Below are 25,364 nucleotides of genomic sequence, written 5' to 3'. Positions count from 1 at the left end.
CACTACGGCGGTGCACGACAGGGGATCTGTGGAGACCGAAAAATCGGTGGGGCACCCGGCCAATACGGGGGGCGTGACGTCGTTGACGGTGACGTTAAAGGTACAATTGGCGGTGTTGCCGTAGTTGTCCGTCGCGGTATATTTGACGGGAGTCGTGCCGACCGGGAAGAAATCGCCCGGAGCATGATCGGATACCACGCTGGCGACGGCACAATTATCGGTAACTGCCGGCGCTGTCCAGCTCACATTGGCGCCGCAGGCCGTGGTACTGGCATTTACGTTGATGTTGGAAGGGCAACTGGTAAAACTGGGCGGCGTGCTTTCCATATTCAGACAGCAAATGGGCAAACCGCCTACACTCTCGCCTCCGGTCACTATAAAGTCGCCAAAGGTGGTACCGATCTTTACAGGGTTGGAACACGACGTGCTGATGTCGGCCAGTACCAGCAGTGTTGTGCGGATGATTACACGGTCGCCCACGAAGGGCATGCCCGGGCCCGCCGAGCTCTCGATCTGGAATGTACTGCCCGGTAACAGCAGCAAGCCGCCATAAATAGTTCCGCCGTCGTCGCGTACACTGACCGTCAGGCCGAGCAGGCCGGTGAACCGCACGGTAAGTTTTGTAAGCCCTACGTTGCAACCACAGGTATTGACGGGCGGGCAGCTGCAACCCTGTCCAAAGGCCTGCTTTCCGCTGAGTACGCTCAGCAAGACCAGCAACACCCCCAGGAAGAGCGCTTTTTGCCTTCTTACAAAGTCAACCGATAGCATATTTCAGCATGTAAATCCGCCCAAAGCCGTGAAAGGCACCTCTGATATGATCATTTTTCGTCCACTAACCTTCATCTTAGCAAAAAAGCGCCCGAAAGCGTGAACTAAGCGTAATGGTTGGAACGTGACCGCTAAGTTAGTGATTTTCATAGGGATTACAGATTTTTTTTAAAATTCTGTTGATATAGATCAAGGCCGGCGAAGGTTTGATACGCATCTATAGTACCATATAGGGAGACGACGCTGTGCTTATTTCCTATAACTGGAAACATATAGGAGACAATGTCGATCTCATTATCGGGCATCGAACGTGAGTCTTCGGCTGGCTCGGTGGAGTATGTCATCCCAGAGCGGATGTACACGATGGAATGGGATGCAGCTGGTAACCGCGAGTTGTGATTAGATTGGCAAATGTCTCCTGACTTTGACTACCTTGGTCTCCAAACATAATACCTTTGACGGGAGCCCCATCACCCATACAACTTCAGAACGTTTCGTTTGACTATGACACGGCGCCACTGCTGCGGGATGTGAGCTATACGTTTGCCGCGCATGCGGTGACGGCTGTATTGGGGCGCAGCGGCAGCGGTAAGTCTACCATGCTGGAGCTCGTCAACGGTATGCTTAGGCCAAAGGCGGGTACCGTGGCGGTGTTTGGAAAGCCGCTGGACTATGCGCAGGTGTATGCGCTGCGCAGCCAGATCGGATACGTGGTGCAGAGCGCGGCGTTGTTTCCGCATATGACAGTGGGGCGTAACATTAGCCTGTCCGGCGTGGTGCAGGGTCAGGCGCGGGATGTGTTGTCGGCACGTGTGCGCACGTTGCTGGCGATGGCGCAGTTGCCCGAGGCGTATGCGGACAAATATCCGTACGAGCTGTCGGGTGGTGAGCAGCAGCGTGTGAGCGTATGCCGGGCGATGTTTTTGAACCCGCCGATCCTGTTGATGGATGAGCCTTTCTCGGCCCTGGACTATGGCACCAAGCAGGCGATCTATGCCCACTTTCAGGCCTGGCAGACGGCGGAGCCGCGCACGGTAATTCTGGTGACGCATGACTGGGAGGAAGCGAAACAACTGGCGGATACTTTTGTATGGATTGATGACGGTCGTATTCGCTCGCATGGCAACAAGGAAGAGCTGGATCGTTGGAAGGAAGAATACCAGGCACACCTATGAAGCGCTGGTTGTTCATCGGTCTTATATTGCTCGCGGAAAGTCGCGTCGCGCCGGCGCAGGAAGTGCTGCGGGTGGGAGCGAAGCATTTTAATGAAGGGTATATCCTGGGTGAGATGGTATCACTCATGCTCGAGGACGGTGGCTTTACTGTCGAGCGGCGTTTTAACCTGGGCGGTACGGCGGTGAGCTTTGAGGCGCTTAAGAGCGGGGCGATCGATGTATATCCGGAATATACCGGCACGCTGGCCACGGAGATCCTGGGAACGCCGGAACTGAAAAGCATCAAGACGATCGACTCTGTTTTGCAACGGCGGCTCGGGCTGCGGATATCGGCGTCGTATGGTTTTAATAATACGTATGCGCTGCTCATGCGGCCGCAACAGGCCGACAGCCTGTCCGTGAAGGACATCGCCGATCTGCAAAGACATATTGATCTTCAAATCGGCGTAAGCTATGAGTTCCTGAAGCGTCGCGACGGGTGGGGGCCGTTGGCATCGTTCTACGGTCTGCCACAGCAGCCGGTGGGGTTGGAGCATGGGTTGGCGTACCAGGCGCTGCGGGAGGGGCGGATCGATGTGACGGATGCGTATTCTACCGATGGTGAGATTGAACGGTATGGACTTCGGTTGCTAACGGATAATAAGCGCTTCTTCCCCACGTATGAGGCCGTGTCGTTTTATCGCGCGGGCCTGCCGGCCGAGGCGCAGGAGCAGTTGCGGAAGCTTACCGGTAAGATCACGGCGGCGGAAATGCAGGCATTGAATGCACAGGCGCTGTTTGAAGAGAAACCCTTTCGTACGATTGCATATGAATTTTTGCGGGAGAAGCAGCTGATCGGTGATCAGGCCGATGCGCCGGCTTCTCGTTGGGCGGATATTATGCGGCATGTGTGGGATCACTTGTCGTTGACAGCGCTCGCATTGCTGGCAGCCGTGGTAATAGCGCTGCCGTTAGGAGTGGTGTTGTATCGGTACTCGTATGCAGCGAAGATCGTACTATACCTGACGGGGATTTTACAGACGATCCCCTCTATTGCGCTGCTAGCGTTGATGATCCCGTTGTTTGGGATCGGGCTGGTGCCGGCGGTGATCGCGTTGTTCCTGTATGCGCTGCTGCCGATCCTGCGGAATACGGTGGTCGGGCTTTTGACAGTAGACCCCGCGTTGAAAAAGGTGGCGGCGGGTATCGGGCTGACGCCGTGGAACCGGCTTCGGTTGGTGGAGCTGCCGTTGGCGATGCCGTCGATCCTGACGGGGATTCGTACGGCGGCGGTGATCAATGTGGGGACGGCAACGCTGGCGGCGTTTATTGGCGCCGGTGGGTTGGGGGAATTTATTGTAACCGGGCTCGCGTTGAATAATACGGCATTGATACTCCAAGGCGCGGTGCCTGCTGCGGTGCTTGCAGTGGGTATAGAGCTGTTGTTTGAGTTGCTGGAGTGGTGGCTGGTGCCGCGACATTTGAGACGGCGGTATTAAAAACAGAGTGAGTGTGAGACCGAGAGCGAACATGCTCACTCTGTTTTTTCTTCGCTCTCACACTCGCTCTGTTCTTGTCAGGGTTTTCGGAAGAGTACGTCGCGGAAATAGTCTTTGCTGTCGGCGAAGTGGCGGACGATCTCCAGGTTCGCTTTGCGGGCGAGGGTTTCGATGGTGGCGAGGTCGTACTTGAGGGAGACTTCGGTGTGGATGGTTTCCCAGGCGTCGAAATGTATCGTCTGGTGGGTGGCTTCGATGTGTACGTCCTGGTGGCGCAGGCTGACGAGGTAGCTTTTGGCGGCGCCGGTTTCGGGGTCGTAATAGGGGGCATGCTCGAAGGCGTCGAGGTCGAAGTCGGCGCCGAGGTCGCGGTTGAGGCGTGTCAGCAGGTTGAGGTTGAAGGCGCGGGTGATGCCGTGGGGGTCGTCGTAGGCCGCTTGGATCACGCGCGGGTCTTTTTTGAGGTCGAAGCCCATCAATAATAAATCACCCGCATGCATGGCGCCGGCCAGGTTGTTGACAAAGGCCTGTGCTTCCAGCAGGCTGTAGTTGCCAATGTTGGCGCCGAGGAACATAAAGATGTGGCGATGCTCACGGTCGGCGGCGACGGTACGCAGTGCGTCTTCGTGGCGTTGGGCGATCGGGTTGACGGAGAGTGCCGGCAACGCATGTTCCAAACGCTCCTGCAGGATGGCCAGTACGTTGGGGGAGATGTCGGTGGGCCAGTACGAGAAGTCTGTGTGCTGATCCAGGAAATGTTTGAGCAGCAGCTCGGTCTTGAGGCCGTCGCCGGCGCCCAGCTCTACGAGGCGGAAGGGTGTGCCCGCGACGGTGAATTGCTGGCGGATGGCTTCCTTCTGGCGTTGGAAGATCTCATACTCGCAGCGCGTGGGGTAATACTCGGGCATGCGCATGATGGATTGAAAAATAGCGTCACCCTGCTCGTCGTAAAACAACCAGCTGGGGAGTTGCTTGGGTTTGCGGGCCAGTCCTGCCATGACGGCAGCGGCCATTTGGGCGATGTTCTTTTCGAGTATTACCATGTTTGTTTTTTACAGAGCCTGATGCCGTTGAACTGCCATTGCAAGCTCGGGTGGAAAAAGTTACGATAGGTGTCGCGGCTGTGGCCGGCCGGTGTCGCCACCGATGCCCCGCGCAGCACCATTTGATTGATCATAAACTTACCGTTGTATTCGCCGATCGCGCCGGGCGGCTTGCGGTAGCCGGGATAGGCCAGGTAGGCACTGTTCGTATGCTCCCAACGCTGGCCCCAGGCGATCTTGCTGGCGGCGGCTTCCCATTCAAACTCCGTGGGCAAACGCATGTCTTTCCATTCCGCGAACGCGGCAGCCTCGTACCAGCTGATGTGGGTGACCGGCTCGTCCATCGGGATTTCCTGTAGTCCCGATAACGCATAGCGATGCCAGCGGCCGTCGATGTAGTGCCAATAGAGCGGGCTGTTCACGTTGTGCTCCTTTACCCACGCCCACCCATCGCTGTGCCACCACTGCGACGTTTCATAGCCCTTATCTGTCATGAACGCCAAATACTCGGCGTTCGTTACAAGCGTGTTGCTGATAGTATAGGGAAGCAGGAACTGCTCGTGCGCGGCGTGCTCGTTGTCGAACGAAAAACCGGCACCGGTGTGCCCGATGGCGTAGCGTCCCTCGGGCATCTCGGTGAATCCAGGGGTTGCTGCTACGGCCGGCGTTTCACGGAAGTCCGGATCGTACGGTGGAAACAGCGGGTTGTGGCCGAGGACGTATTTGATGTCGGTATACAGCAATTCCTGGTGTTGTTGCTCGTGGTTGAGGCCAATCTCGATCAATCCGTGCAGATTGTCGGGCACGTTTTCCAGGAAGCGCGTCATTTGGTCGGTAATATAATGGCGATACTCCAGGATCTCGGCTACCGTAGGGCGCGACATGTTACCGCGGTGCAGGCGCAGCACCCGCTCGCCGACACTGTCGTAGTAGCTGTTGAAGAGAAATGCGTAGCGCGGGTGGAAGCGCTTGTAGCCTGGCTGGTGCCTGGCCAGCACAAATTCTTCCCAAAACCAGGTGGTGTGGGCGAGGTGCCACTTGGGCGGGCTCACATCCGTAACCGGTTGTACGACATAATCTTCTGTTTGCAGCGGTTGGCAGATGTCTTCTGTGTGACGCCGGACGGTGGTGAACCTTTGGTGCATGGGTGGTGAAAAAGTAAAAACCGATAGAAGATCGGAAATGTTCGCGATCTGCTTCGGCAAGATGCTAAAATAGTGTGCCCGATCATTGTATAAACGGGAAATTTCGGCATACTTTTATGACCCTCAGACGATTAGAGGTCTACGATCGACGGAGTAAAAAATGGAGATGACAAAAGCAGAAATTGCCGCTCAGTTAACGGGACATGTGCCGGAACTGGCCGAAGTGCCGCCGGCGCAGCTGGACTGGTTGGCGGAGCAGGGCGTACTGGAAACCTACGCCGATGGAGAGAAGTGCTTTAGCAGGGGCGATGAGATCGTGGCGCTGACGGTCGTGCTACAGGGCGGCCTGTCGATCTTTATTCCGCAGGCGGGTGGCGTCAAGCACCTCGGGGTGTTTGAAAAGGGTGAGATCACCGGCCTGTTGCCGTACTCGCGGATGAAAGCGGCGGTGGGCGATGCCTATGCGGCGGGCGACACGGTGCTGCTGCGGCTGCCACGGGAGAAGTTTCCCGAGATGATCGCGGGCCAACCCGAGCTGACCACGGCTCTGGTGCACGTGATGATGGATCGCATCCGCGATTTTACACGGCAACAGCAGCAGGACGACAAGATCATGGCGCTGGGCAAGCTCTCGGCGGGCCTGGCACACGAGCTGAACAACCCGTCGGCGGCGGTGGTGCGCAACGCCCATGAGCTGAAGCGGCATTTTTCCATGGGGCCGGAGCGGCTCAAGGCGGTGATCAAGATCTGTGTGTCGGACGAGGTGGTAGACCACGTCAACGGTCTGGTGTTGTTCAAAGCGCGGCATGGCGACACGCACGGCCTGTCGATGATGGAGCGCTCGGAGCGTGAAGATGCCCTGGCCGACTGGCTGGAACGGAACGGCGTGGACCATTCCGCGGAAGCCGCGGCCACGTTTACCGATTTTGATTTTATCGAAGAAGACCTCGAGTCGCTGCGTTCGCTGTTGCGCCCGACGGATATCCCCCCCGTGATCCACTGGATGAACCAGGTGCTGATCACGGAACGGCTGGTGAATGAAATTCAGGAGGCTTCGCGCCGCATCAATACGCTGGTATCGTCGATCAAGAGCTATACCCACATGGACCAGGCGCCGGTGAAACAGCGTGTGGACATTCACGCGGGGATCCAGACGACGCTGACGTTGCTCAACCACAAGATCAAGCACAGCCAGATCCAGCTCAAGCTGGAATTTGAGGAAGGATTGCCGGCGGTCAATATCTTTGTAGGTCCGATGAACCAGGTGTGGACGAACCTGATCGACAACGCCATCGACGCGATGGAGGGCCGGACGGGCAATGTTTTGGAGATCCGCACGCAACGAAGCCGCGAATCGATCGTAGTATACATCATTGACAACGGTCCGGGCATACCGGCTGACATCCAGGACAAAATATTCGAGCCCTTCTTTACGACCAAACCGGTAGGCAAGGGTACGGGCATGGGCCTGGAGGTGGTGCGACAGATCATCACCCAGCATGCCGGCAAGCTGGAGGTGAAGAGCGTTCCCGGCCGTACGGAGTTTAGTGTATGCTTCCCGATCGGGTAGTGATCCAAGATTTAACGTGACATGACAAAACCAATACTTTTTATTGTTGATGACGACGCGCAGGTACTGCGCACCATTGTGCGCGATGTGCGGAATGTGTATGGCAAGGAGTACCGCATCCTGAGTACGCCGTCGGCGAACGAAGCGCTGGCGTCGCTAAACGACCTGCGCAACAAACGCGAGACGGTGGCGATGTTTCTGTCGGACCAGCGCATGCCCGAGATGCTGGGCGTCGAGTTTCTGCGGCAGGCAAAAGACTATTTCCCCGAGGCTAAGCGCATTTTGCTGACGGCATATTCGGATACCGACGCGGCCATCCGCGCGATCAACGAGGTGCAGCTGGACTATTACCTCATGAAGCCATGGGACCCGCCGGAGGAACGGTTGTACCCGGTGCTGAACGACCAGTTGGAAGAGTGGCAGAGCACACACGTGCCGCCGTTCAAGGGGATCCGGATCGTGGGGTATCAATGGTCGCCGCGTTCGCACGAGATCAAAGATTTCTTTTCCGGCAACCTGATCCCATACCAGTGGCTGGACATCGAGGCGAATCCGGAGGCAAAAGAGCTCATGACGTTGAACAACCTTGAAACCAAAGATCTGCCAGCCGTATTCTTCGAAGACGGTGTGGTGCAGCGCAGTCCCAGCACGCGCGACATCGGCGAGAAGACCGGCATGCGCGCCAAGGCCACCAAGCCCATGTACGACGTAACCATCATCGGAGCGGGGCCGGCGGGTCTGGCGGCCGCGGTATATGGCGGATCGGAAGGGTTGAATACGGCACTGATTGAAAAGCGGGCACCTGGCGGCCAGGCGGGCACCAGCTCGCGCATCGAGAATTATTTAGGCTTCCCCAACGGCCTGAGCGGCGCCGAACTGTCGCGGCGGGCGTTATCGCAGGCAACCCGGTTTGGGGTGGAAGTGATCTCGCCGCTGGAGGTGGTGAACATTGCGTTGAAAGACGGTTATAAGATCATTACGCTGAGCGACGGCAGTACGCTCAATACGCGCAGCATTATTGTTACGACGGGGGTGGACTACCGCACACTCGAGGCCGCCGACGTAGAGCGGTTTACCGGCGCCGGTGTGTATTATGGCTCAGCCACGACGGAAGCACATGCGTGTAAAGAGCAAGATGTATATGTCGTCGGAGGCGGAAACTCGGCGGGGCAGGCGGCGATGTATCTGTCGACGTTTGCGCGCAAGGTATATATCGTGATCCGCCGGCCGTCGCTGACGGAGTCGATGTCGCATTACCTGATCGAGCAGATCAAGGGTACGCCCAACATCGAGGTGGTGCCGTGCTCGGTCATTACCCGCCTGGGCGGCTCGGAGCGGCTGGAAGAAGTGACTTTACAGGATCTTAAGACGGGCGCGGAGCGTACCGAGAAGGCCGTGGCGCTGTTTATCTTTATCGGGGCGCGGCCTGTCACGGACTGGATCGAGCTGGACATCATCAAGGACAGCAAAGGATTTATCGAGACCGGCCGGGACCTGTTCAAGTATGACGACTTCAAGAAGTCGTGGAAGCTGGGCCGGGAGCCGTACCTGCTGGAAACCTGTAGCCCGGGCATATTTGCGGCGGGCGACGTGCGGTCGGGGGCGATGAACCGGGTAGCCTCGGCGGTAGGCGAGGGGGCCATGGCGATCAAATTCATTCACGAATACCTTTCCGAAAACTGATATGGCGAAGGAACAAGCTTGGTGCGATCATTTGCGCAACTGGAAGGAGACGGATATCAAGGCCCCGCAAGGCCACGTGTGCGAGGAATGTGTGAAGGCAGGCGGGCAATGGCTGCACCTGCGCACCTGTCAGACGTGCGGTGCGACGCTTTGCTGCGACTCGTCGCCGGCCCGCCACGCATCGAAGCATGCGGCCAGCGCGGGGCACCCGGTAGCAATTTCGGCCGAACCGGGCGAGCGGTGGGCGTGGTGCTACGAGGACGAAGTATTCCGGGAGTATTAGTGTTGGGATAAGCGGAGTTTGTGTTATTTTTGTGGTACTAACCTGACTGGAGAATGGTATGACGGACCTGCCCGTTACCACTATGCCTCTCGTTGATGGTGATTTAGCTTGAATAGCGGCATTCGTTTGCATAAAATACTTTCCATACTGTTTTTTCTCCTGGCGGTAGCCTCACTATACGCACAGGATAGTGTGCGTCACGACGGCGGTCCGGGTGTGACCGGGAGAGCACGTGCTTTGTTGCGAAAGACAACCGCAAAAGCCGACTCGGTAACAGACGCCGGACTGGATTCATTAAACCCGGGGTTGGCGCAGCGTGATACGCTGCCGAAGGGCCCAACCGCCGCCGATACGCTCCAATCCCTGAAGCAAAAAGCAAACACCGCGTCGGGCCGTCTGCAGCATGCGGGCGACACTGTTACGCAACGGATCGACGCTATCACAGACAAGCCGGCGGAATGGCAGCGGTCGGTACAGCATAAGACCGACAGCCTGCAGCAGCGCCTGACGCAGCCTGTATTGCAGCAGAAGGCGGAGACAAAAATACAAGAGGTTGTTGGAAAGGACGTCACGTTGCCCGGGAATCAGTTGCCGGGTGTGCCGGCAGACGCATCTATTCCGGGGCTTGAAACGCCCGGATTGCCGGCGGTCAAGGCGCCTTCGGTACCCGAGATGGGCAAAGGCCTATCGCCGGATGTGACCGGGCAAGGAGCGGACGCGTTGGGCGTCGAGACGCCGAAAGTGGATGTGCCGGGCTTCGATAAGGTGAAAGAAAGTGTAACAGAGGCTGTTCCTGAGACGCCCGGCGAGCTGAAAGAAGTGCAGCAGCTGACGGAGAAGACCAAGGACATCGACCATGCGCTGGGTGGGGCGGGCAAATACGAAAAGGACATACAGGCAGTAAAGGCCGGCGATACGGAAGCTGTTTCAAAGCAAGCCGAGGAGCATGCGCAGGCGATCAAGCCGGTGCGTGCGGCCAGTAAAGAATTGACAAAAGCGACTGCCGAGCAGGCTAAATATCAGTCGCTGATACAGCGTTACCGCGATGAGAAGCTGATCCAGGAGGAGATCAAACGCAAGGCGAAGAGCGTAGCGAATGCACAGATCGCCGGGCATGCCGACAAAGTTCAGAAAGCCCAGCAGGATCTCATGAATGCAAAGCAAAAACTGTCGGGTAAGGAAAAAGTGAAAGCGTTGTTTGCCAGGCAATCGACGGAGCTGGAAGGTAAGAAGTTCTACCAGCGGCTGGTGCCGGGCATGACCTGGCAGGTGTATAAGCGGGACTACGTCTCGGTCGACCTGGCATTGCAGGCAGGCTACCGGGTGTCGCCCCGCCTGACGACGGGCGTGGGTTTTGTGTACCGGTTGGGGTTTGACAAAGACTTGGACACGTTCGTGCGCGGCTTAAAGACCTATGGCGGCCGGGCCTACGGGGACTTTGCGGTCAGGAAAGGCGTTTTTGTACATGGTGAGTTTGAAGGCCTGCACATAGACCCGGCGTTGATCATGCCGGGTACCACAGAGCCGGTCCAGGATCATGCGTACGCCAGCTATTTCGGCTTGGGTAAGCGCTTTAACGTGACACGTAATCTGCGTGGCGCCATTCTGGGGCTTTACCGGCTGGAGTACGAAGGGGAATTGCCGGGTGTGAATAAGATCAGTGCGCGTTTTGGCGTGGAGTATGTCTTTCGCCGTGCCCGAAAAAAGTTGCCCGGATTATAATCCACCTGCCCCGGCTGTCTTCGAATTATTGATATCTTGCGCGCTCACCTATTGAAACATTGCATGACCGGATTTTTGCATACGTCAACAGTTGTGGCGTTAACGTTTATGAGCTTACTGGCCGCCACCTGTCCTTCGATCGCACAAAATTCTGAAAGTCGTCATAGCGTCGGCATCGCGGCCGGCCTGAATGTATCGAGCCTTCACGCGGAAAAGAACTATTTCGCGGATGAACTGGAGTCGAAGATAGGATTCCACCTGGGCGTTTTTTATGGCTACAGCTTCAACACAACCTGGGGATTGTCCACCGGTTTGAGCTATTCGCAGGCGGGGGCGAAGCTTAAGGACGGCGATAGGTCTTATCGCCTGGACTATCTCGCGCTGCCGGTGACCTTGGATTACAAACTGGTTGAATGGGCAACGGTCTATGCCGGTCCGCAAGTTGGCTTCAAAGTAAAGGGCGATGGTCCGGGCATTTACGGCGAGTTTGAAAGTGTGGATATTGGCGCGCTGGCAGGCATGGAAGTAATGCCGGCAAGCCGTTTGGGCATTGCCATACAGTACTACCATGGGTTCGTTTATAACACCAAGGCATTCTACACGACAGGCCCCACGCCCCGGGATGTGGAGGAGCTTAAAATGAATCAGAATCGCATATTCCAGGTCTCTTTGCGATATTATATACTCAGGTAATAAATTTTTCGAGAAGCTTTTCGAGCGCGCCGGTCGTCCGGAAGTCGGTTTTTTTGTGCCAGCGAAGGAGGACGGTGCCTGGATAGCAAAGGCAAGCGAATACGTGTCAAACGGGGCGCTGGGGATGATGTCCGGCAAGCCGGTACCCCCCTAAACGCTTTAAAAATCGGAATATTTTGTTATTTTTGAATTTATAATGAAAGATTTTCAGGTCTGGTTCTATATCATTCTCGGCATCATCTACGTGGTGGCCCGGTTTATGAAAAAAACGGAGCAACCGCCGAAGGACCTGGCCCCCAAGCGTCCGGAGAAGCCGGTGCAGCGCTACGAGCAGCCGGCGAGCAAACCGGCACCCGGTCCGAGAACGCTCACATTTGAGGAATTGCTGAAGGAGATCACGGAAAGCAAGACCGTGGAGCCGAAACCCGTTACGCCGCCGCCGGCACCCCAGACAGACTACGTTGACTACGACGATGATCTTTCGGAAGAGGAAGAGAGCCTGGAAGAAGAGGAGTATGATTACCGCAAGCGCGACCAGGTGTATAACGCCTACGAGGAGGCTAAGCGCCAGGCGTTTGAACGGCCGTCGTTGGAAGAAACGATGAAGGCGGGGGAGACCGTAGGGTCGTATGGCAAGTTTAAAGCGTTTCAGGAGGCACCGCAGCGCAATTTGATGGAGGAGTATCTGGGTAATCTCCATGACCCGGAGGGATGGAAGAAAGCGGTCGTTATGAGCGAGGTATTAAATCGGAAATTTTAGTTTCCGGGTATAAATGGTACATGAATAAGGAATATACTTTTTTAGAATAGTTGATTTTTTGAGCGTATAGGTGTAACCATGATCTTTAACTTTTAAAGACTATCTGGTTACCATAATTTTTTAAAGACTATTTATAATAGCATTTTTTGATCATAAATTCATGTTATCATGGTTAAGCTTGTATTGCTAAGCTTGTTACTTACTATTAATCTGCCTTCGTCGTTGCCTGACTCGACCGGGTGTGACAAGCTTTCTATTGAGACAGAGATCACGCCTGTCCCGGGGAAACGTCAATCCAATGTGAAGATCAAGGTTGCCGGCGGCGTAAGCCCGCATCATTGCGTCGCCTTTGATCAACGTCATAAACTTGTTTCGGAAGATCTGGATAAACTCGAGTTCGAGCGCCTCGAGCCGGGTTCTTATGATTTTTACGTAAGCGACCATACTGGCTGCACGGAGAAAGTAGTAGTTAAAATAAAGTAAGAATTATTTTTTAAACGAAGCTTACATGCTGAGAAATCTCTACCTGACAATTCTTCTTTCTCTACTTGCGCTGGCTACGTTCGGGCAGACCTTGCGTTATACCAACGATATCGATCCTGCCGATGGTGATCCACCGTTGGTAGTAGACGTGACATTGTCGCATCCGTGTGGAGGCGCTAACAATGGTTACGTTGTCTTCACGGTTATATCGACGAAAGACGGCGAGGCGGCATTCCTGGCGGCGGTCCTGGGAACGCCGAGCGAGGTCGGCAAATCTATTCCGGTAGGAGGGAGCTATACATACTATAACTCGGGCAAGACGCTCGGGCCTTCGAATTTTGGTTTCCTGATCACCGACAGCAAGAGTGAAGACGTTATCAATACCACGAGCATCGGCAGGCTTGATCTTGTCGCGCTGCCGGTAATTACCATTGGCGACGGCACCAACGACCTGACGAACTCCGACTGTTCGGATCCCGACGGCCAGTTACAGGCAACGGTCAATGGCGGCTCGAAGATTTTGGCGGGTGGCGGTTCGTATACTTATACATGGACGACGACCGGGACGTTACCCGGTTTTCCTGTTACAGGTACGTTTGACGGCACCGGTGTGCTGGACCTAGCGGATCTCCTGGGCCGCGACGGCCTTCCGGGGGGCGATTACACCTTATTAATTGAGGATAATTACTCGGACTGCAGCGCGACCAGGACCTGGACCATTACCGACCCGCAGCCGATTGTTCAGACCATTACCAATGCGGGCCCGGTAGCGATTTGTAACGGCGAAGACCTCGAAATTCAGCTTGGCGGATCGGAAACCGGGGTAACATACGAAGCCCTCGTCAACGGAACTCCTTCAGGACACACGGCGGCGGGGACCGGCGGGCCGATCACGATAACGGTGCCCGCAGCATCGTTTACGAATGGACAAACGCTGACCGTCAGGGCCAGCTTTGCACTTTGTATGCCCCGCATCATGTCGGGCTCCATTGTCATCACGATCAATCCGCTGCCGACCATGACCGGCGTTTCGATCGCACCGATCTGCGAAGGCATAACATCAGCCAACCTGGTATTTACGGGCACCACTGCGTCGCCTAACCTCTACAGCCTGGATTTTAACGCGGCAGCCGAGTCGGAGGGTTTTCTCGACGTCGTCGACCAGCCGTTTACGACATCGCCGCTGACGATCGCGGTGCCGTCAGGAGCAGATCCGGGTACCTATACGGCTACCCTTACGGTAACCAATAGCACGACCAGCTGTGAGTCGAACGGGCAAACCGTGAGCGTGGTAATAAACGAATTGCCGACCATTACCCTGGGAACGGTTGAACCGGTGTGTTTTAATAGCACCACGGCGACCCTGCCCTATACATCTACTACCGGTTCACCGAACCGCTACAGCATTACATACAACGCGGCGGCGCAGGCGGTCGGCTTTGTCAATGTGACGAATGCCAACCTTGGTGCAGGCCCGGGTAACATCTCCTTGACTGTTCCGGCGGGAGTCGCAGTCGGTACATACAACGGTACCATTACAGTGACCAACCTCGCCACCGGTTGCGTAAGCGACCCGGCGATGCCGTTTACGGTGACGATCATCGCGTTGCCGACCATCACGTTCAATTCCGCCGTGGTAGCATGCCAGGGCGACGGCTCGGCTCGCCTGAACTATACCAATACCACCGGTGTACCCGACCGGTATGCCATTACGTTCGACGGCCCGGCCCTTTCCGCCGGCCTGGTGAACGTGCCCGATGCTGCGCTGGCGGGCAGTCCGATCGCGATCGCACTCCCGGCAAACATCGTGGCGGCAACGTATAACGGTACGTTGCGCGTGCGCAACAGCATGACAGGTTGTCTTGGCGACCCCACCAACTTTACCCTTACGGTACGTCCGCGTCCGACGATTACGCTGAGCACGATCAATCCGATCTGCGTCAGCATTCCGGCGACTTCTGTTTCGCTGAACTATACGGCGACACAAAACGGACCGACGACCTACAGTATAGACTTCAACGGTGCCGCAGAAACGGCGGGTTTTATCGACGTAACGGATGCTGCCTTACCGGCCAGCCCGATCACGATAGCGGTAGCGGCTAATACGCCGGCCGGTACCTACACCGGTTCGCTGACCGTGGCCAACGGTTCGACGACGTGTGAGAGCATTGTCTACCCGATTACAATTGTCATTAACCCGTTGCCTACCATTACGTTAGGCACGGTTAACCCGGTATGCGAGAATAGCACCAGCGCACTCCTGCCGTATACCAATACAAACGGTTCGCCGAACCGCTATAGCCTCGATTATGACGCGACGGCCAACGGTTTCGGTTTTGTCGATGTGCCCAACGGTACACTGGGAGCAGCGCCCGGTAACATTACGCTGACCATCCCGGCGAATACGCCGGCGGGTACTTATAACGGAGCGATCACGGTGCGGAACCTGACGACAGGCTGCGTCAGCGCTCCGGTCGTGAGCTTCTCGTTTGAAATCATTGAAAAGCCGGCGGTGACGCTGGATCCGACGGCGGAGGCTTGCCAGGGCGATATTTCTGCACCGCTGGAATATAGCAACCCGGAAGGAAGCCCCGACCGGTATGCCATTACGTTCGATGGCCCGGCCCTTTCCGCCGGCCTGGTGAACGTGCCCGATGCTGCGCTTACGGGCAGTCCGATCGCCGTCGCGCTTCCGGCAAACATCGTGGCGGCAACGTATAACGGCACGTTGCGTGTGCGCAACAGTGTGACAGGTTGTATCAGCGACCCGATCAGCTTTACCCTTACGGTACGTCCGCGTCCGACGATCACCTTGGCCCCGATCGAGCCGATCTGCTTTAGCGGCCCGGCGACTTCGGTTTCGCTGATTTACACCGCAACGCAAAACGGACCGACGACCTATAGTATAGACTTCAACGGGCCTGCAGAAACGGCGGGCTTTATCGATGTGACAGATGCGACCTTACCGGCCAGCCCGATCACGATAGCGGTGGCGGCGAATACACCGATCGGTACCTACTCGGGTATACTGACGGTGAGCAACGGTACGACGACGTGTGAAAGTATTGAGTACCCGATCACGATCGAGATCGAAGCGCTGCCTACGATCGCCCTGGATGTTACGGGAGAAGCCTGTCAGGGGGATACTACCGTTCTCCTGACGTACGGTGCTACGGATGGCTCGCCCGACCGATACAGCATTATCTTTGACGCGGCGGCGCACACGGCTGGGTTTGCCGATGTAGCGAGTGCTGCGTTGCAACCGGGCGGCATCGGGATAAAGGTGCCGGTGAACGTTGCGGCGGGTATTTACAACGCGGTGGTTACCGTGTGGAACGCCACCACAGGGTGTGCGAGCGCTCCGATCAACGTGACGATTACAATAGAGCAAAAGCCGACGATTGTGCTGGAAACCATCGATCCCATTTGCTTTAGCACAAGTCCCACCACGGTGGATTTGGGCTATGTCAACCCGACCGGTGCACCGACCCACTACAGGATAACCTTCAGCGCGACCGCGTTGGCGGCAGGCTTTAGCAATGTGCCGAATACGCCACTGCCGGCCAGCCCTATCAAGATTAACGTGCCGGCCAATACGATTGCCGGTACGTATACCGCGACACTGACGATAAGCAACGCGACGAGCACATGCGAGAGCGACGGCATGCCGTTCACTATCGTCATCGATCCTGCTGCGGCCATCACGCCCGGAACAATTCTGCCGGTTTGCGAAGGAGATCCTTCGGCCACCCTGCCATATAGTAACGCCACCGGTGCGCCGGATCACTATAGCCTGGATTTTAACGTTGCAGCCAATAATGCCGGGTTTTTGGACGTGGTCGACGCGCCCCTGCCTGCCGGCAACATTACGATTGCAATTCCCAACGGGATGGACCCCGGTAGTTATACAGCGGCGCTGACGGTCAGCAATGCCACGACGGACTGCGAAAGTGTTCCGGTAAATGTAACGGTGACGATCCTGGAGGCTCCTGCTGTTACGTTACAAACATTAACCCCGTCGAGCTGCTTCAGCCTGACCGCTTCGAATTTCAAGCTGCGGTATACTGCCAGCGAAGGTAGTCCTGACCGTTACAGCATAGACTTCAATGCCACGGCCAACGCCGCCGGTTTTGTCGATGTGCCAGACGCCGCGCTGCCGGCCGCTCCCGGCGAGATTACGGTCGCCATACCGGCGGGTGTAGCCGCTGGAAATTATACGGCTACGTTTACAGTGCGGAACAGCGCTGCTACTACTTGTGGAAGCTCAAGCCAGACGATTACACTGTCGATTACGCCACTGCCTACGATTACGCTGGGGGCTAACCCCCGGCCGTGTAAGACGGACGCAACGGCCACACTGACGTTCAGCGCGATCACGGGCGCCCCCGACGAATACAGTATTATTTTCTCCGCGGCGTCGAAACTTGCCGGCTTTACGGACATCGTCGATGTTACGCTGCCGGCCGCTCCCGGCACTTTCGAGATACCCATCCCCGCGACCGCTGTGGCGGGAGTGACCTATACGGCGGTACTGACCGTGCGCAATACAACGAGCACGTGCGTGAGCGCGAACCGGAACATCAACATTATATTGATCGACCAGCCAACGATCGACCTGCCGTCGACGAAGGTCGAGGTGTGCCGCGGGATGACAACCGTTCAACTTCCGTTCACCAACCCGCAGGGTTCGCCGAACCGCTATAATATCGTCTTTGATGCGCCGGCGCAGGCCGCTGGTTTTGCCAACGTGACGAACGCCACCCTTTCTGGGGCCCGTTTTGTGATCACGGTGCCGGGCGGCGCTGCCGTGGGAATCTACAACGGTACTGTACAGGTATACCGCGATGGATCTACGGATTGCCCCAGCCAGCTTTATAATTTCCAGGTGGAGGTTATCGAGGCGCCGGTGGCGACGGTAACGACACCGATCCTGCTGTGTAAAGGAGATACGGAGGCCACACTGCTCTATGCGGTGACACTTGGCGCCCCTACACACTATAGTATTGTCTTCAGCACCGCGGCCAAGACGGCCGGCTTTGCCGACATGGTCGATATTGCCTTACCGACATTGCCCAATGGCGATCCCGATCTGAACGGAGCGATTGATATTCCCGTGCCGGCCAACGCCGCTGCAGCAACCTATACGGCCAACTTCTCGGTTAAATTGCCGGGAACGGATGGCTGCTCGAGCCTGAACGTGCCGTTCCGGATCCAGATCCGGGCACTGCCCACTATCGTGTTTGGTACCATCAACCCGATTTGCGAAGGCGTAACCTCGGTGACGCTGCCGTACAGCGGGCCGACGGGATCTCCGAATCGGTATAGCATCGACTTTGATGCCACTGCCGAAGCTCAAGGTTTTGCAGACGTGGCTACGGGTACCTTGTCGGGGGGGCAAATCACGATCGCTGTGCCGGCCGACGCCGACCCCGGCACCTACAAAGCTACGGTGAGGGTAAGGAACCTGACAACGAACTGCCCCAGCATAGGGCACGAGATTACGATCGAAATTCGCGAAAGGCCTACCTTTACGCCGGACGGTCCGGCTACTGTGTGCGCGGACGGATTGTCCGCCAACCTGGACTATACCGTTACAGGCGCCCCGGATCACTATACGATTATTTTCAGCGCTACGGCAAAAGCTGCAGGCTTCGCCGACGTGATCGACGCATCGCTGACGGACCCCATTAAGATCGCGGTACCCGTTGGAACAGCTGTAGGAAGCTATGCCGGTACCATTACCGTGCGGAACAGCGCGGCTAACTGCGGCAGCACGACGCCGGTGAACATCCAGGTGGATGTCATCACAACACCTGCGCTTACCGTGGCCCCCGCTACGATATGTTTTGGAGAAACGACGGCGGAGATCAACTTTACCGCGACCGGCAGCCCGGATGAATATTCGCTCGACTTCGACCCTGTTGCGGAAGCGGCCGGCTTTGCCGACGTTTTGGATGACCCGCTGACCAATCCGATCACGGTAAACGTGCCGGCCGGTGTTACTGTCGGCGCCATCTACAACGCAACACTGACCGTACGCAATGTGGCCGCCGACTGCAGCACCACGGAGGCAGTGACGATTACTGTACAGGACGGCGTCAGAATCGTGTCGATCACCGATCCGGTGAAAGTTTGCCAGGATGCCACCACGGCTACCCTGACCTCCAATCTGGAGGGTGCTCCCGACTTCTATAGCATCGTGTTCGATGGCGCGGCGAAAGCCGATGGTTTTGTAGACGTCCTCGATGCACCGTATTCGCCGAGTATTGCGATCAACATTCCGGCGGGTGCCGACGAGCTGGCCTACAACGCGGTTGTAACCTTCCGCAACAGCCTGACAACCTGTTCGGTTGACCGCCCCATACTGATTCAGATCCTGCCGACACCGACGATCACACCGGGTGCCGACCCGTCTGCATGCGCAGGGGTGGCGTCGGTCAACCTGGCGTATACATCCAACATACCGGTACAGCGATACTCGATAGATTTCGATGGACCGGCCAATACAGAGGGTTTTGCCGACGTGACGGATGCCGCTATACCGGCTACCGGCCCGATCGTTATAACCGTGCCGACAGACGCTGACCCGGGTCTCTATAATGCGATCATCCGCGTGATGACGGTAGACGGCACGCTCGTTTGTACCGGTCCGGATTCGACATTTACGATTGAGCTTACCGCAGAACCGACTATTACACTGACCGAAGCGAACCCCGAGGTGTGTCCGAGCGCCACGGCCGCTGCCGAGATTACATACTCCGGTACGAGCGGCAGCCCCGACCAGTACATGCTCGACTTCGATGTGGTGGCGGAAGGTGCAGGCTTTGCCGATGTGGTATATACGTCGCTGCCGGCCAGCCCGATTACAATCTCGATTCCTGGCCTGGCCGGGGCGGGTACTTATAATGCCATCCTGAAAGTGCGCCGAAGCACCGGGAGCCTCTGTGAAAGCGACGACTACCCGGTAACTGTTACGGTCCTGCCGCAGCCGTCTATCACGGTAGTTGAAACTGAAATGGATGCATGCATCGGCGATGGTTCCGTGGAACTGGAATATACCGCTACGACCGGTGCGCCGGATACTTATAGCATTACGTTTGCGGCGGCGGCAAAGCTTGCCGGGTTTACCGATATCCTCGATGCGCCCCTGGTGGGCAGCCCGATCGTCATTACGTACCCTGCAACGGTCGTAGCCGGAAACTATGCGGCGCAACTTATCGTGTACAACAGCACGACGCCCGATAAATGCACGAGCGAAATCGTGGATCTTGTGATTCGAATTCGCGCCGCAGCGACGGCCGATGCCGGTAACCCGGTTACCATCTGTTCCGACGGAGACGTTACGCTGGCCGGTGTCGTCGGTGGCGGCGCGACGGGTGGCACCTGGAGCGGCGGTACAGGCACATTTGCCCCGAATAATACGACGCTGAACGCGGTATATACACCAAGCGCTGCCGAAATCACGGCGGGTACGGTGACATTGACATTGTCGACGACCGGCCCTTGTGCCGTCCAGACAGATGCGGTGACCATTACTATCAACCCTGCAGCCCTGGTGAGCGCCGGTACGGACCAGATGATCTGTGCGGGCGATACCGACGTGACCCTGGCGGGTAGCTTCCCCGCGGGCTCTTCGGCGACTACCGCTACGTGGAGTGGCGGAGCCGGTACATTCAACCCGAACAACACCACGCTGAATGCGGTGTATACATTGACCGCTGCAGAAATCGCGGCGGGTGGTGTGACGCTGACATTGACAACGACGGATCCCGACGGTGCGGGCCCTTGTACGGCGGTGAGCGACGAGGTGGAGATCTCGATCAGCAATGGAGCGACAGTGAATGCCACCGGGCCGGCAGACGTATGTGCCAACCAGGTAATTGCCGTGTCGGCTACGATCACCGGTGCGACCGGCGTAGTATGGACTACTTCGGGCGATGGTACGTTTGATGATGCTACGTTGGCGAATGCTGATTATACTCCGGGTGCAGCTGACATTGCTGCCGGAACGGTAACGCTTACGGCGACTACGACAGGTCCTTGCGCGCCGGCATCGGATGCCGTCACGATCACGATCAGACCGGCTGCGACACTCGATGCGGGGCCGGATCAAACGGTCTGCTCGGATGTATTGAGTATCAACCTTACAGGCACATTTGGAGGGTCTGCTACCGGCATTACCTGGACAACAGATGGTGACGGGGTGTTTGGTAACACGACGACTCCGTCGACAACGTTTAAACCGGGTCCGCAAGACATCGCGCGTGATAGCGCGGTGATCTATCTGAATGCCGTCGGTACGTGTGAGATGGTCGACACGATGGTGGTATACATTAATACGGTACCTATTGTCGACGCCGGATCTCCGCAAACCGTTTGTGCCGGCACGAGCACGGCGCCGCTGAACGGCACGTTCGGTGGTGGCGCAAGCTCGGCTTCGTGGACGACGCTGACGGGCGATGGAACATTTGACGATCCTACAAAGGCCGATGCGGTATATACCCCTGGCCCCAACGATATAGCGGCCGGTTTTGCCGACCTGATCTATGTCACGGATGATCCGACGGGCCCGTGCGATCTGGTGGCCGAGACCATTCGCATTACGATCCTCGACGGTCTGGATGCAACGCTGACGGTGGGCGCGACACCGAACCCGGTTTGTACCAACGGCAGCGCCGACATCTCCGTAGCGAACTCGCAGCTGGGTGTCAACTATCAGCTGATCAATGCCGATAATAATACGCCGATGGGATCGGTGGTAGTAGGCACGGGGGCAACGATCCTGCTTCCGACCGATCCGCTGACGGCCACGACACGATTCATCGTGCGGGCCACGCTAAGCGGTTGTACGACGGTAGAATTCCCGGTCACGCCGCTGGAAGTGGTAGTACAGGGAGTGATCGATGCGAGCCTTGCCGTGAATGTGATCGGAAGCCCCATCTGTCAGACAGGTTCTGCTGTGATCCGTGTGATCGGATCGGAGACAGGTGTGACCTACCAGCTTCGCAAGAACATCGACAACAGCCCGGTGGGAACGGCGGTAGCCGGAACGGGCGCCGATATCGACCTGCCGACAGGAACGCTGACAGAGACTACGGCATTCAACATATTGGCCAGCAATGCCACTTGTTCGATCGAGCTTACGAACCGGGCCATGGTAACGGTGGAGAAAAATCCGGATCCCAATATCAATATCAGTGTGGAGAACAACCCGCTTTGCGTGGGTGGAAGTACAAATATCTATCTCTATAACTCGGAAATCGGCGTGACGTACCAGTTGCGCAACGACGCCGACAATAGCAACATGGGGTCGCCTGTTGCAGGCAACGGAGGCACGATTACGCTGGTCGCCGGTCCCCTGACGGTACAAACGACCGTTAACATTCTGGCAACCAGCGGTACGGCGTGTCCCGCGGTGGAGCTCTTCACCGTGCCGGTGATCGATGTCAAAGGCGTTGTGGACGTAACCTTGCCGATCGCACCGGTTAATCCGGTTATCTGCGAAGGTGGCAGTACTCTCATCCGGATCACAGGTTCGGAGAACAATGTGGTATATCAACTGCGTCGCAGCAGCGATAATAGCCTAGTAGGACCGCCGCTGACGGGTAACGGAGGCGTGCTGGAACTGCCGACAGGTGTATTGACCGCGACGACGACCTTTAATGTACTGGCCAAGAATACAGATCCGAGCGCTGAATGCTCGGTGCAGATGAACAACGTGGCGACTGTAACGGTGGAACCGACGGTTGAAGATCGTGCCGTGTCGGCATCGCCGGCGACGCCGATCTGCGTGGGAGGCTCCGGCAACATAGTAGTGATAAACTCGCAGGCAGGCATCAGCTATCAACTGCGCAACGATGCTACCGACGCTGCTGTAGGTTTGCCGGTGACCGGTACCGGCAATAATATTACCCTCGCGACGGGAATGTTGAGCGCTACGACGACATATAATGTCTTTGCCAGCGGTACGACGTGTCCTGGTCTGGAGCTGACGTCAAAAGTGACGATCACTGTCAATGGCTCGATCAATCTTAACCTGCTTGCTACGGCCTCGCCGGTGCGACTCTGCGAAGGCGGTACGGCGACGGTGCAAGTAGCGGGCTCTGAGGTGGGCGTAAATTATCAACTGCAGGTAGGTGGTACTCCTGTGGGGGGCGTGCTGCCAGGCAACGGTGGTCCGCTGAACCTGCCCACGGGAACGGTCGTGACTACTACAGTTTACAACGTGCTGGCCAGCAACGGAACATGCTCTTCGTTGTTGAACGATACCGCGGTGGTCCGTGTCAATGCGCTGCCGGCGGTGCGTCCTGTGACGTTAAGCGCGACAGCGGTATGTCCGGGTAACGGCGCAACCGTAACGATTGGTAATTCTGAAACAGGTGTCACGTATGAGCTGCGTCGTGTAGCCGACAACGGACTGGTGGCTTCGGCCGTCGGTAACGGTGGCAACGTCGTGCTTAACACCGGGGCGATCCTGGCAACGACGGACTTTGTTGTGATCGGCGTACGCGGTGGTAGCACCTGCTCGCGTCAACTGACAACCTTTACGCTGACATTACGCAGTGCTTCGGATCCTGCGTGTACTCCGGGTGGACCAAACTGCTTTGTGTTCACCGTGAACGTAGATGCTACGCTGACGAAACGTCCTACCTGCGATGATCAGGCGGACGGCGTGATCGTCATACACTACAGCGGCGATGTCAGCGGGCGTTACGACGTGAGCCTATCAGGAGTGAATACGGGATATCTCCGCCAGGAATCGGAGTTTGCCGGCACACTTACCTATAGCGGTTTGTCACCGGACGACTATAAATTCACGATCAGAGATGCCGCGGGCAACAACTGCGAGCGCACGATCAGCCTCCCGGTGAGACCGACGGTGGAAGTGACCGTATCAGACCTTGTGGATGCTGTGTGCTTCGGGGAACCGACTGGTAAAGCTAAATTTACTGTGGTGGGAGGAAACTCACCGTACCAATATTCGCTGGACGGCGGCGCGACCTGGATAGACAACTTCGTATCGGGTAACACGATCGATGCGCTGGCCCCGAATGGTACCTATAACATCCTGTTCCGCGATAGCGACACGGATCTGTGTATCGCAACCGTACAGGTGACGATCAACAACCAGCGTCCTGAGCTGCAGGCGACCTATACGGCAACGCCGGCGACCTGCAACGGTAACGATGGTGCCGTGACGGATATCACGGCCACAGGCGGCGCCGGCGCCGGATATACATTCTCGATGGATGGCGGAGCGTTCCAGGCGGATAACTCGTTTGAGAATCTGGCCGGTGGGACACATACCCTGACCGTGAGTGATGGTACCTGTACCCACGACTTCCCGATCGACATTACCTTCCCGGGCTTTGTTGACTTTGATGTAACGGCATTCGACGCCGATTGTACGAACGATGCTCGCAGCGGCAGGCTTGAGGTTGCCTTCCCGGTGGGCGGTGCATACTCAGTGGGCATCACAGACGATGCATTTGCGGAGCCTGAAACCTATACGGATATTACAACATCGGGTCCTGCCGATCTGCCGTACAAGTTTGAGAAACTGATGACGGGCACGTACTACATCTATGTGAAGACCAGTGCGGCTCTTTGCCCGACACGCCAGGGACCGTTTGTAGTCGGTGGCGCAGTGGCCATTACCTATGACATCGAAACAAAATGTACGGACAACAAAGTGTCGTTGACGCTGGCGAATGTGAAAGGCAATGATGCTTCTTTCGATGTTCGTATCTTCAGGAAATTCGGTGGCGAGGTGTTCTACAACTCGTATAACCTGCCTCCGACAAGAGAGATTACACTGGAAGACTTCGCTGTACAGCAATTCCTGACGATACCGGATGAATATGTGATCGTCGTATCGCAGACGGTGTTGTGTGGAAAGATCTCGGCAGAGCTCAAGGACTATGTGGTACACGAGTCGCTCTTCGCGCAGGTCGGCCAGCGCACAGAGTCTTACCCGGACATTCTGAACGGAACCATGGAAGTGGTGAACTTTGTCGGCGGCGAAGTGCCTTACCTGGTCCAGATCAAGCTTGATTCGGCCGCCGTGCCGGGTCAGACATACGAGACCGACTGGGAAGAGGTACTGGTGAACAGCAACCAGAAATACGTAAAAGAATACGATCACTTGCCTGCCGGCCGCTACAGCGTGCTGGTGCGCGATGAAGGAGGCTGTGAGATCGAGCTTGTAGGTCGTGTGCCGCTGGATACCGACATCTACATTCCGAACATCTTCACCCCGAACCAGGATGGCGTGAACGACGTGTTCTATATCCGCAACCTGCCGACGGACGGCGGCGCGAAACTGGTGATCAGCGATCGCTGGGGTAAGCAGGTGTACTCGTCAAACGCTTACCAGAACGGCTGGGATGCGGAAGGCATATCAGACGGTATCTATTTCTACCGCCTCAAGATCGGCGAAGGTCAACCGCTGACCGGCTGGGTGGAAGTGCTTCGTGGTACAAAACCTTAGTAAATAGTAGATAGTAATTAGTAATTAGTGGAAAAAGAAAGGCTGCCTAACCGGCAGCCTTCTTTATT

Annotated in this window: 13 protein-coding genes; 10 read left to right on the top strand and 3 right to left on the bottom strand. The window is 56.7% G+C overall.

Annotated features, from left to right (window positions below):
- Positions 1-771: HYR domain-containing protein (locus KK078_RS08605; RefSeq protein ID WP_254089850.1), on the bottom strand; the 771-nt coding region annotated here is incomplete at its 3' end.
- A gap of 455 nt (positions 772-1,226) precedes the next feature.
- On the opposite strand from KK078_RS08605, the gene KK078_RS08600 reads away from it, so the two are divergent.
- Both KK078_RS08600 and KK078_RS08595 read left to right on the top strand, forming a co-directional pair.
- Complete coding sequence (locus tag KK078_RS08600; RefSeq protein WP_254089849.1) at positions 1,227-1,946, top strand: ABC transporter ATP-binding protein; 720 nt, start codon at positions 1,227-1,229, stop codon at positions 1,944-1,946.
- The gene (locus KK078_RS08595) at positions 1,943-3,424 is read left to right on the top strand and encodes a glycine betaine ABC transporter substrate-binding protein (RefSeq protein ID WP_254089848.1); all 1,482 of its coding nucleotides are present in this window, start codon (positions 1,943-1,945) and stop codon (positions 3,422-3,424) included. The genes KK078_RS08600 and KK078_RS08595 overlap by 4 nt, the downstream gene beginning before the upstream one ends.
- A gap of 77 nt (positions 3,425-3,501) precedes the next feature.
- Here KK078_RS08595 and egtD read toward each other — a convergent pair whose 3' ends face one another.
- Together egtD and egtB are read right to left on the bottom strand one after the other, a co-directional pair.
- On the bottom strand, positions 3,502-4,467 hold the full coding sequence (gene egtD, locus KK078_RS08590; RefSeq protein ID WP_254089847.1) for an L-histidine N(alpha)-methyltransferase: 966 nt from the start codon (positions 4,465-4,467) through the stop codon (positions 3,502-3,504).
- On the bottom strand, positions 4,461-5,612 hold the full coding sequence (egtB, locus tag KK078_RS08585) for an ergothioneine biosynthesis protein EgtB (RefSeq protein WP_254089846.1): 1,152 nt from the start codon (positions 5,610-5,612) through the stop codon (positions 4,461-4,463). The genes egtD and egtB overlap by 7 nt, the downstream gene beginning before the upstream one ends.
- A gap of 166 nt (positions 5,613-5,778) precedes the next feature.
- Here egtB and KK078_RS08580 point away from each other — a divergent pair, with 166 nt between their 5' ends.
- From KK078_RS08580 to KK078_RS08545, 8 genes are all read left to right on the top strand, one after another.
- Positions 5,779-7,182 carry a sensor histidine kinase gene (locus KK078_RS08580; protein ID WP_254089845.1) on the top strand — a complete coding sequence of 468 codons (1,404 nt, stop codon included), beginning with the start codon at positions 5,779-5,781 and terminating at the stop codon, positions 7,180-7,182.
- A gap of 21 nt (positions 7,183-7,203) precedes the next feature.
- A complete protein-coding gene (locus tag KK078_RS08575) occupies positions 7,204-8,865 on the top strand; it encodes an FAD-dependent oxidoreductase (protein WP_254089844.1) in 1,662 nt (553 codons plus the stop codon).
- A gap of 1 nt (position 8,866) precedes the next feature.
- On the top strand, positions 8,867-9,148 hold the full coding sequence (locus KK078_RS08570; RefSeq protein ID WP_254089843.1) for a UBP-type zinc finger domain-containing protein: 282 nt from the start codon (positions 8,867-8,869) through the stop codon (positions 9,146-9,148).
- A gap of 126 nt (positions 9,149-9,274) precedes the next feature.
- Entirely contained in the window at positions 9,275-10,870 is a 1,596-nt protein-coding gene (locus KK078_RS08565) for a hypothetical protein (RefSeq protein ID WP_254089842.1), read from the top strand.
- A 108-nt stretch (positions 10,871-10,978) separates the two neighbouring features.
- On the top strand, positions 10,979-11,563 hold the full coding sequence (locus KK078_RS08560) for a porin family protein (RefSeq protein ID WP_254089841.1): 585 nt from the start codon (positions 10,979-10,981) through the stop codon (positions 11,561-11,563).
- 196 nt (positions 11,564-11,759) lie between these two features.
- Positions 11,760-12,323, top strand: a complete 564-nt coding sequence (locus KK078_RS08555; protein ID WP_254089840.1) for a hypothetical protein — start codon at positions 11,760-11,762, stop codon at positions 12,321-12,323.
- 168 nt (positions 12,324-12,491) lie between these two features.
- Positions 12,492-12,806: a hypothetical protein gene (locus KK078_RS08550; RefSeq protein ID WP_254089839.1), complete on the top strand. Its 315-nt coding sequence runs from the start codon at positions 12,492-12,494 to the stop codon at positions 12,804-12,806.
- Positions 12,807-12,831: 25 nt separating this feature from the next.
- A complete protein-coding gene (locus KK078_RS08545) occupies positions 12,832-25,296 on the top strand; it encodes a T9SS type B sorting domain-containing protein (protein WP_254089838.1) in 12,465 nt (4,154 codons plus the stop codon).
- Positions 25,297-25,364 lie beyond the last annotated feature (68 nt).

This window comes from Dawidia soli (genome assembly GCF_018598185.1).
GTDB lineage: Bacteria > Bacteroidota > Bacteroidia > Cytophagales > Cyclobacteriaceae > Ohtaekwangia > Ohtaekwangia soli.
This window is presented reverse-complemented; position numbering and strand designations above follow the sequence as displayed.

Excerpts from the sequence above, each read along its gene's own strand:
- KK078_RS08575 (WP_254089844.1), top strand. The coding sequence starts at position 7,204 with ATGACAAAACCAATACTTTTTATTGTTGATGACGACGCGCAGGTACTG.
- KK078_RS08555 (WP_254089840.1), top strand. The coding sequence starts at position 11,760 with ATGAAAGATTTTCAGGTCTGGTTCTATATCATTCTCGGCATCATCTAC.
- KK078_RS08570 (WP_254089843.1), top strand. The coding sequence starts at position 8,867 with ATGGCGAAGGAACAAGCTTGGTGCGATCATTTGCGCAACTGGAAGGAG.
- KK078_RS08550 (WP_254089839.1), top strand. The coding sequence starts at position 12,492 with ATGGTTAAGCTTGTATTGCTAAGCTTGTTACTTACTATTAATCTGCCT.
- KK078_RS08560 (WP_254089841.1), top strand. The coding sequence starts at position 10,979 with ATGAGCTTACTGGCCGCCACCTGTCCTTCGATCGCACAAAATTCTGAA.
- KK078_RS08545 (WP_254089838.1), top strand. The coding sequence starts at position 12,832 with ATGCTGAGAAATCTCTACCTGACAATTCTTCTTTCTCTACTTGCGCTG.
- KK078_RS08580 (WP_254089845.1), top strand. The coding sequence starts at position 5,779 with ATGACAAAAGCAGAAATTGCCGCTCAGTTAACGGGACATGTGCCGGAA.
- KK078_RS08595 (WP_254089848.1), top strand. The coding sequence starts at position 1,943 with ATGAAGCGCTGGTTGTTCATCGGTCTTATATTGCTCGCGGAAAGTCGC.
- egtB (WP_254089846.1), bottom strand. The coding sequence starts at position 5,612 with ATGCACCAAAGGTTCACCACCGTCCGGCGTCACACAGAAGACATCTGC.
- egtD (WP_254089847.1), bottom strand. The coding sequence starts at position 4,467 with ATGGTAATACTCGAAAAGAACATCGCCCAAATGGCCGCTGCCGTCATG.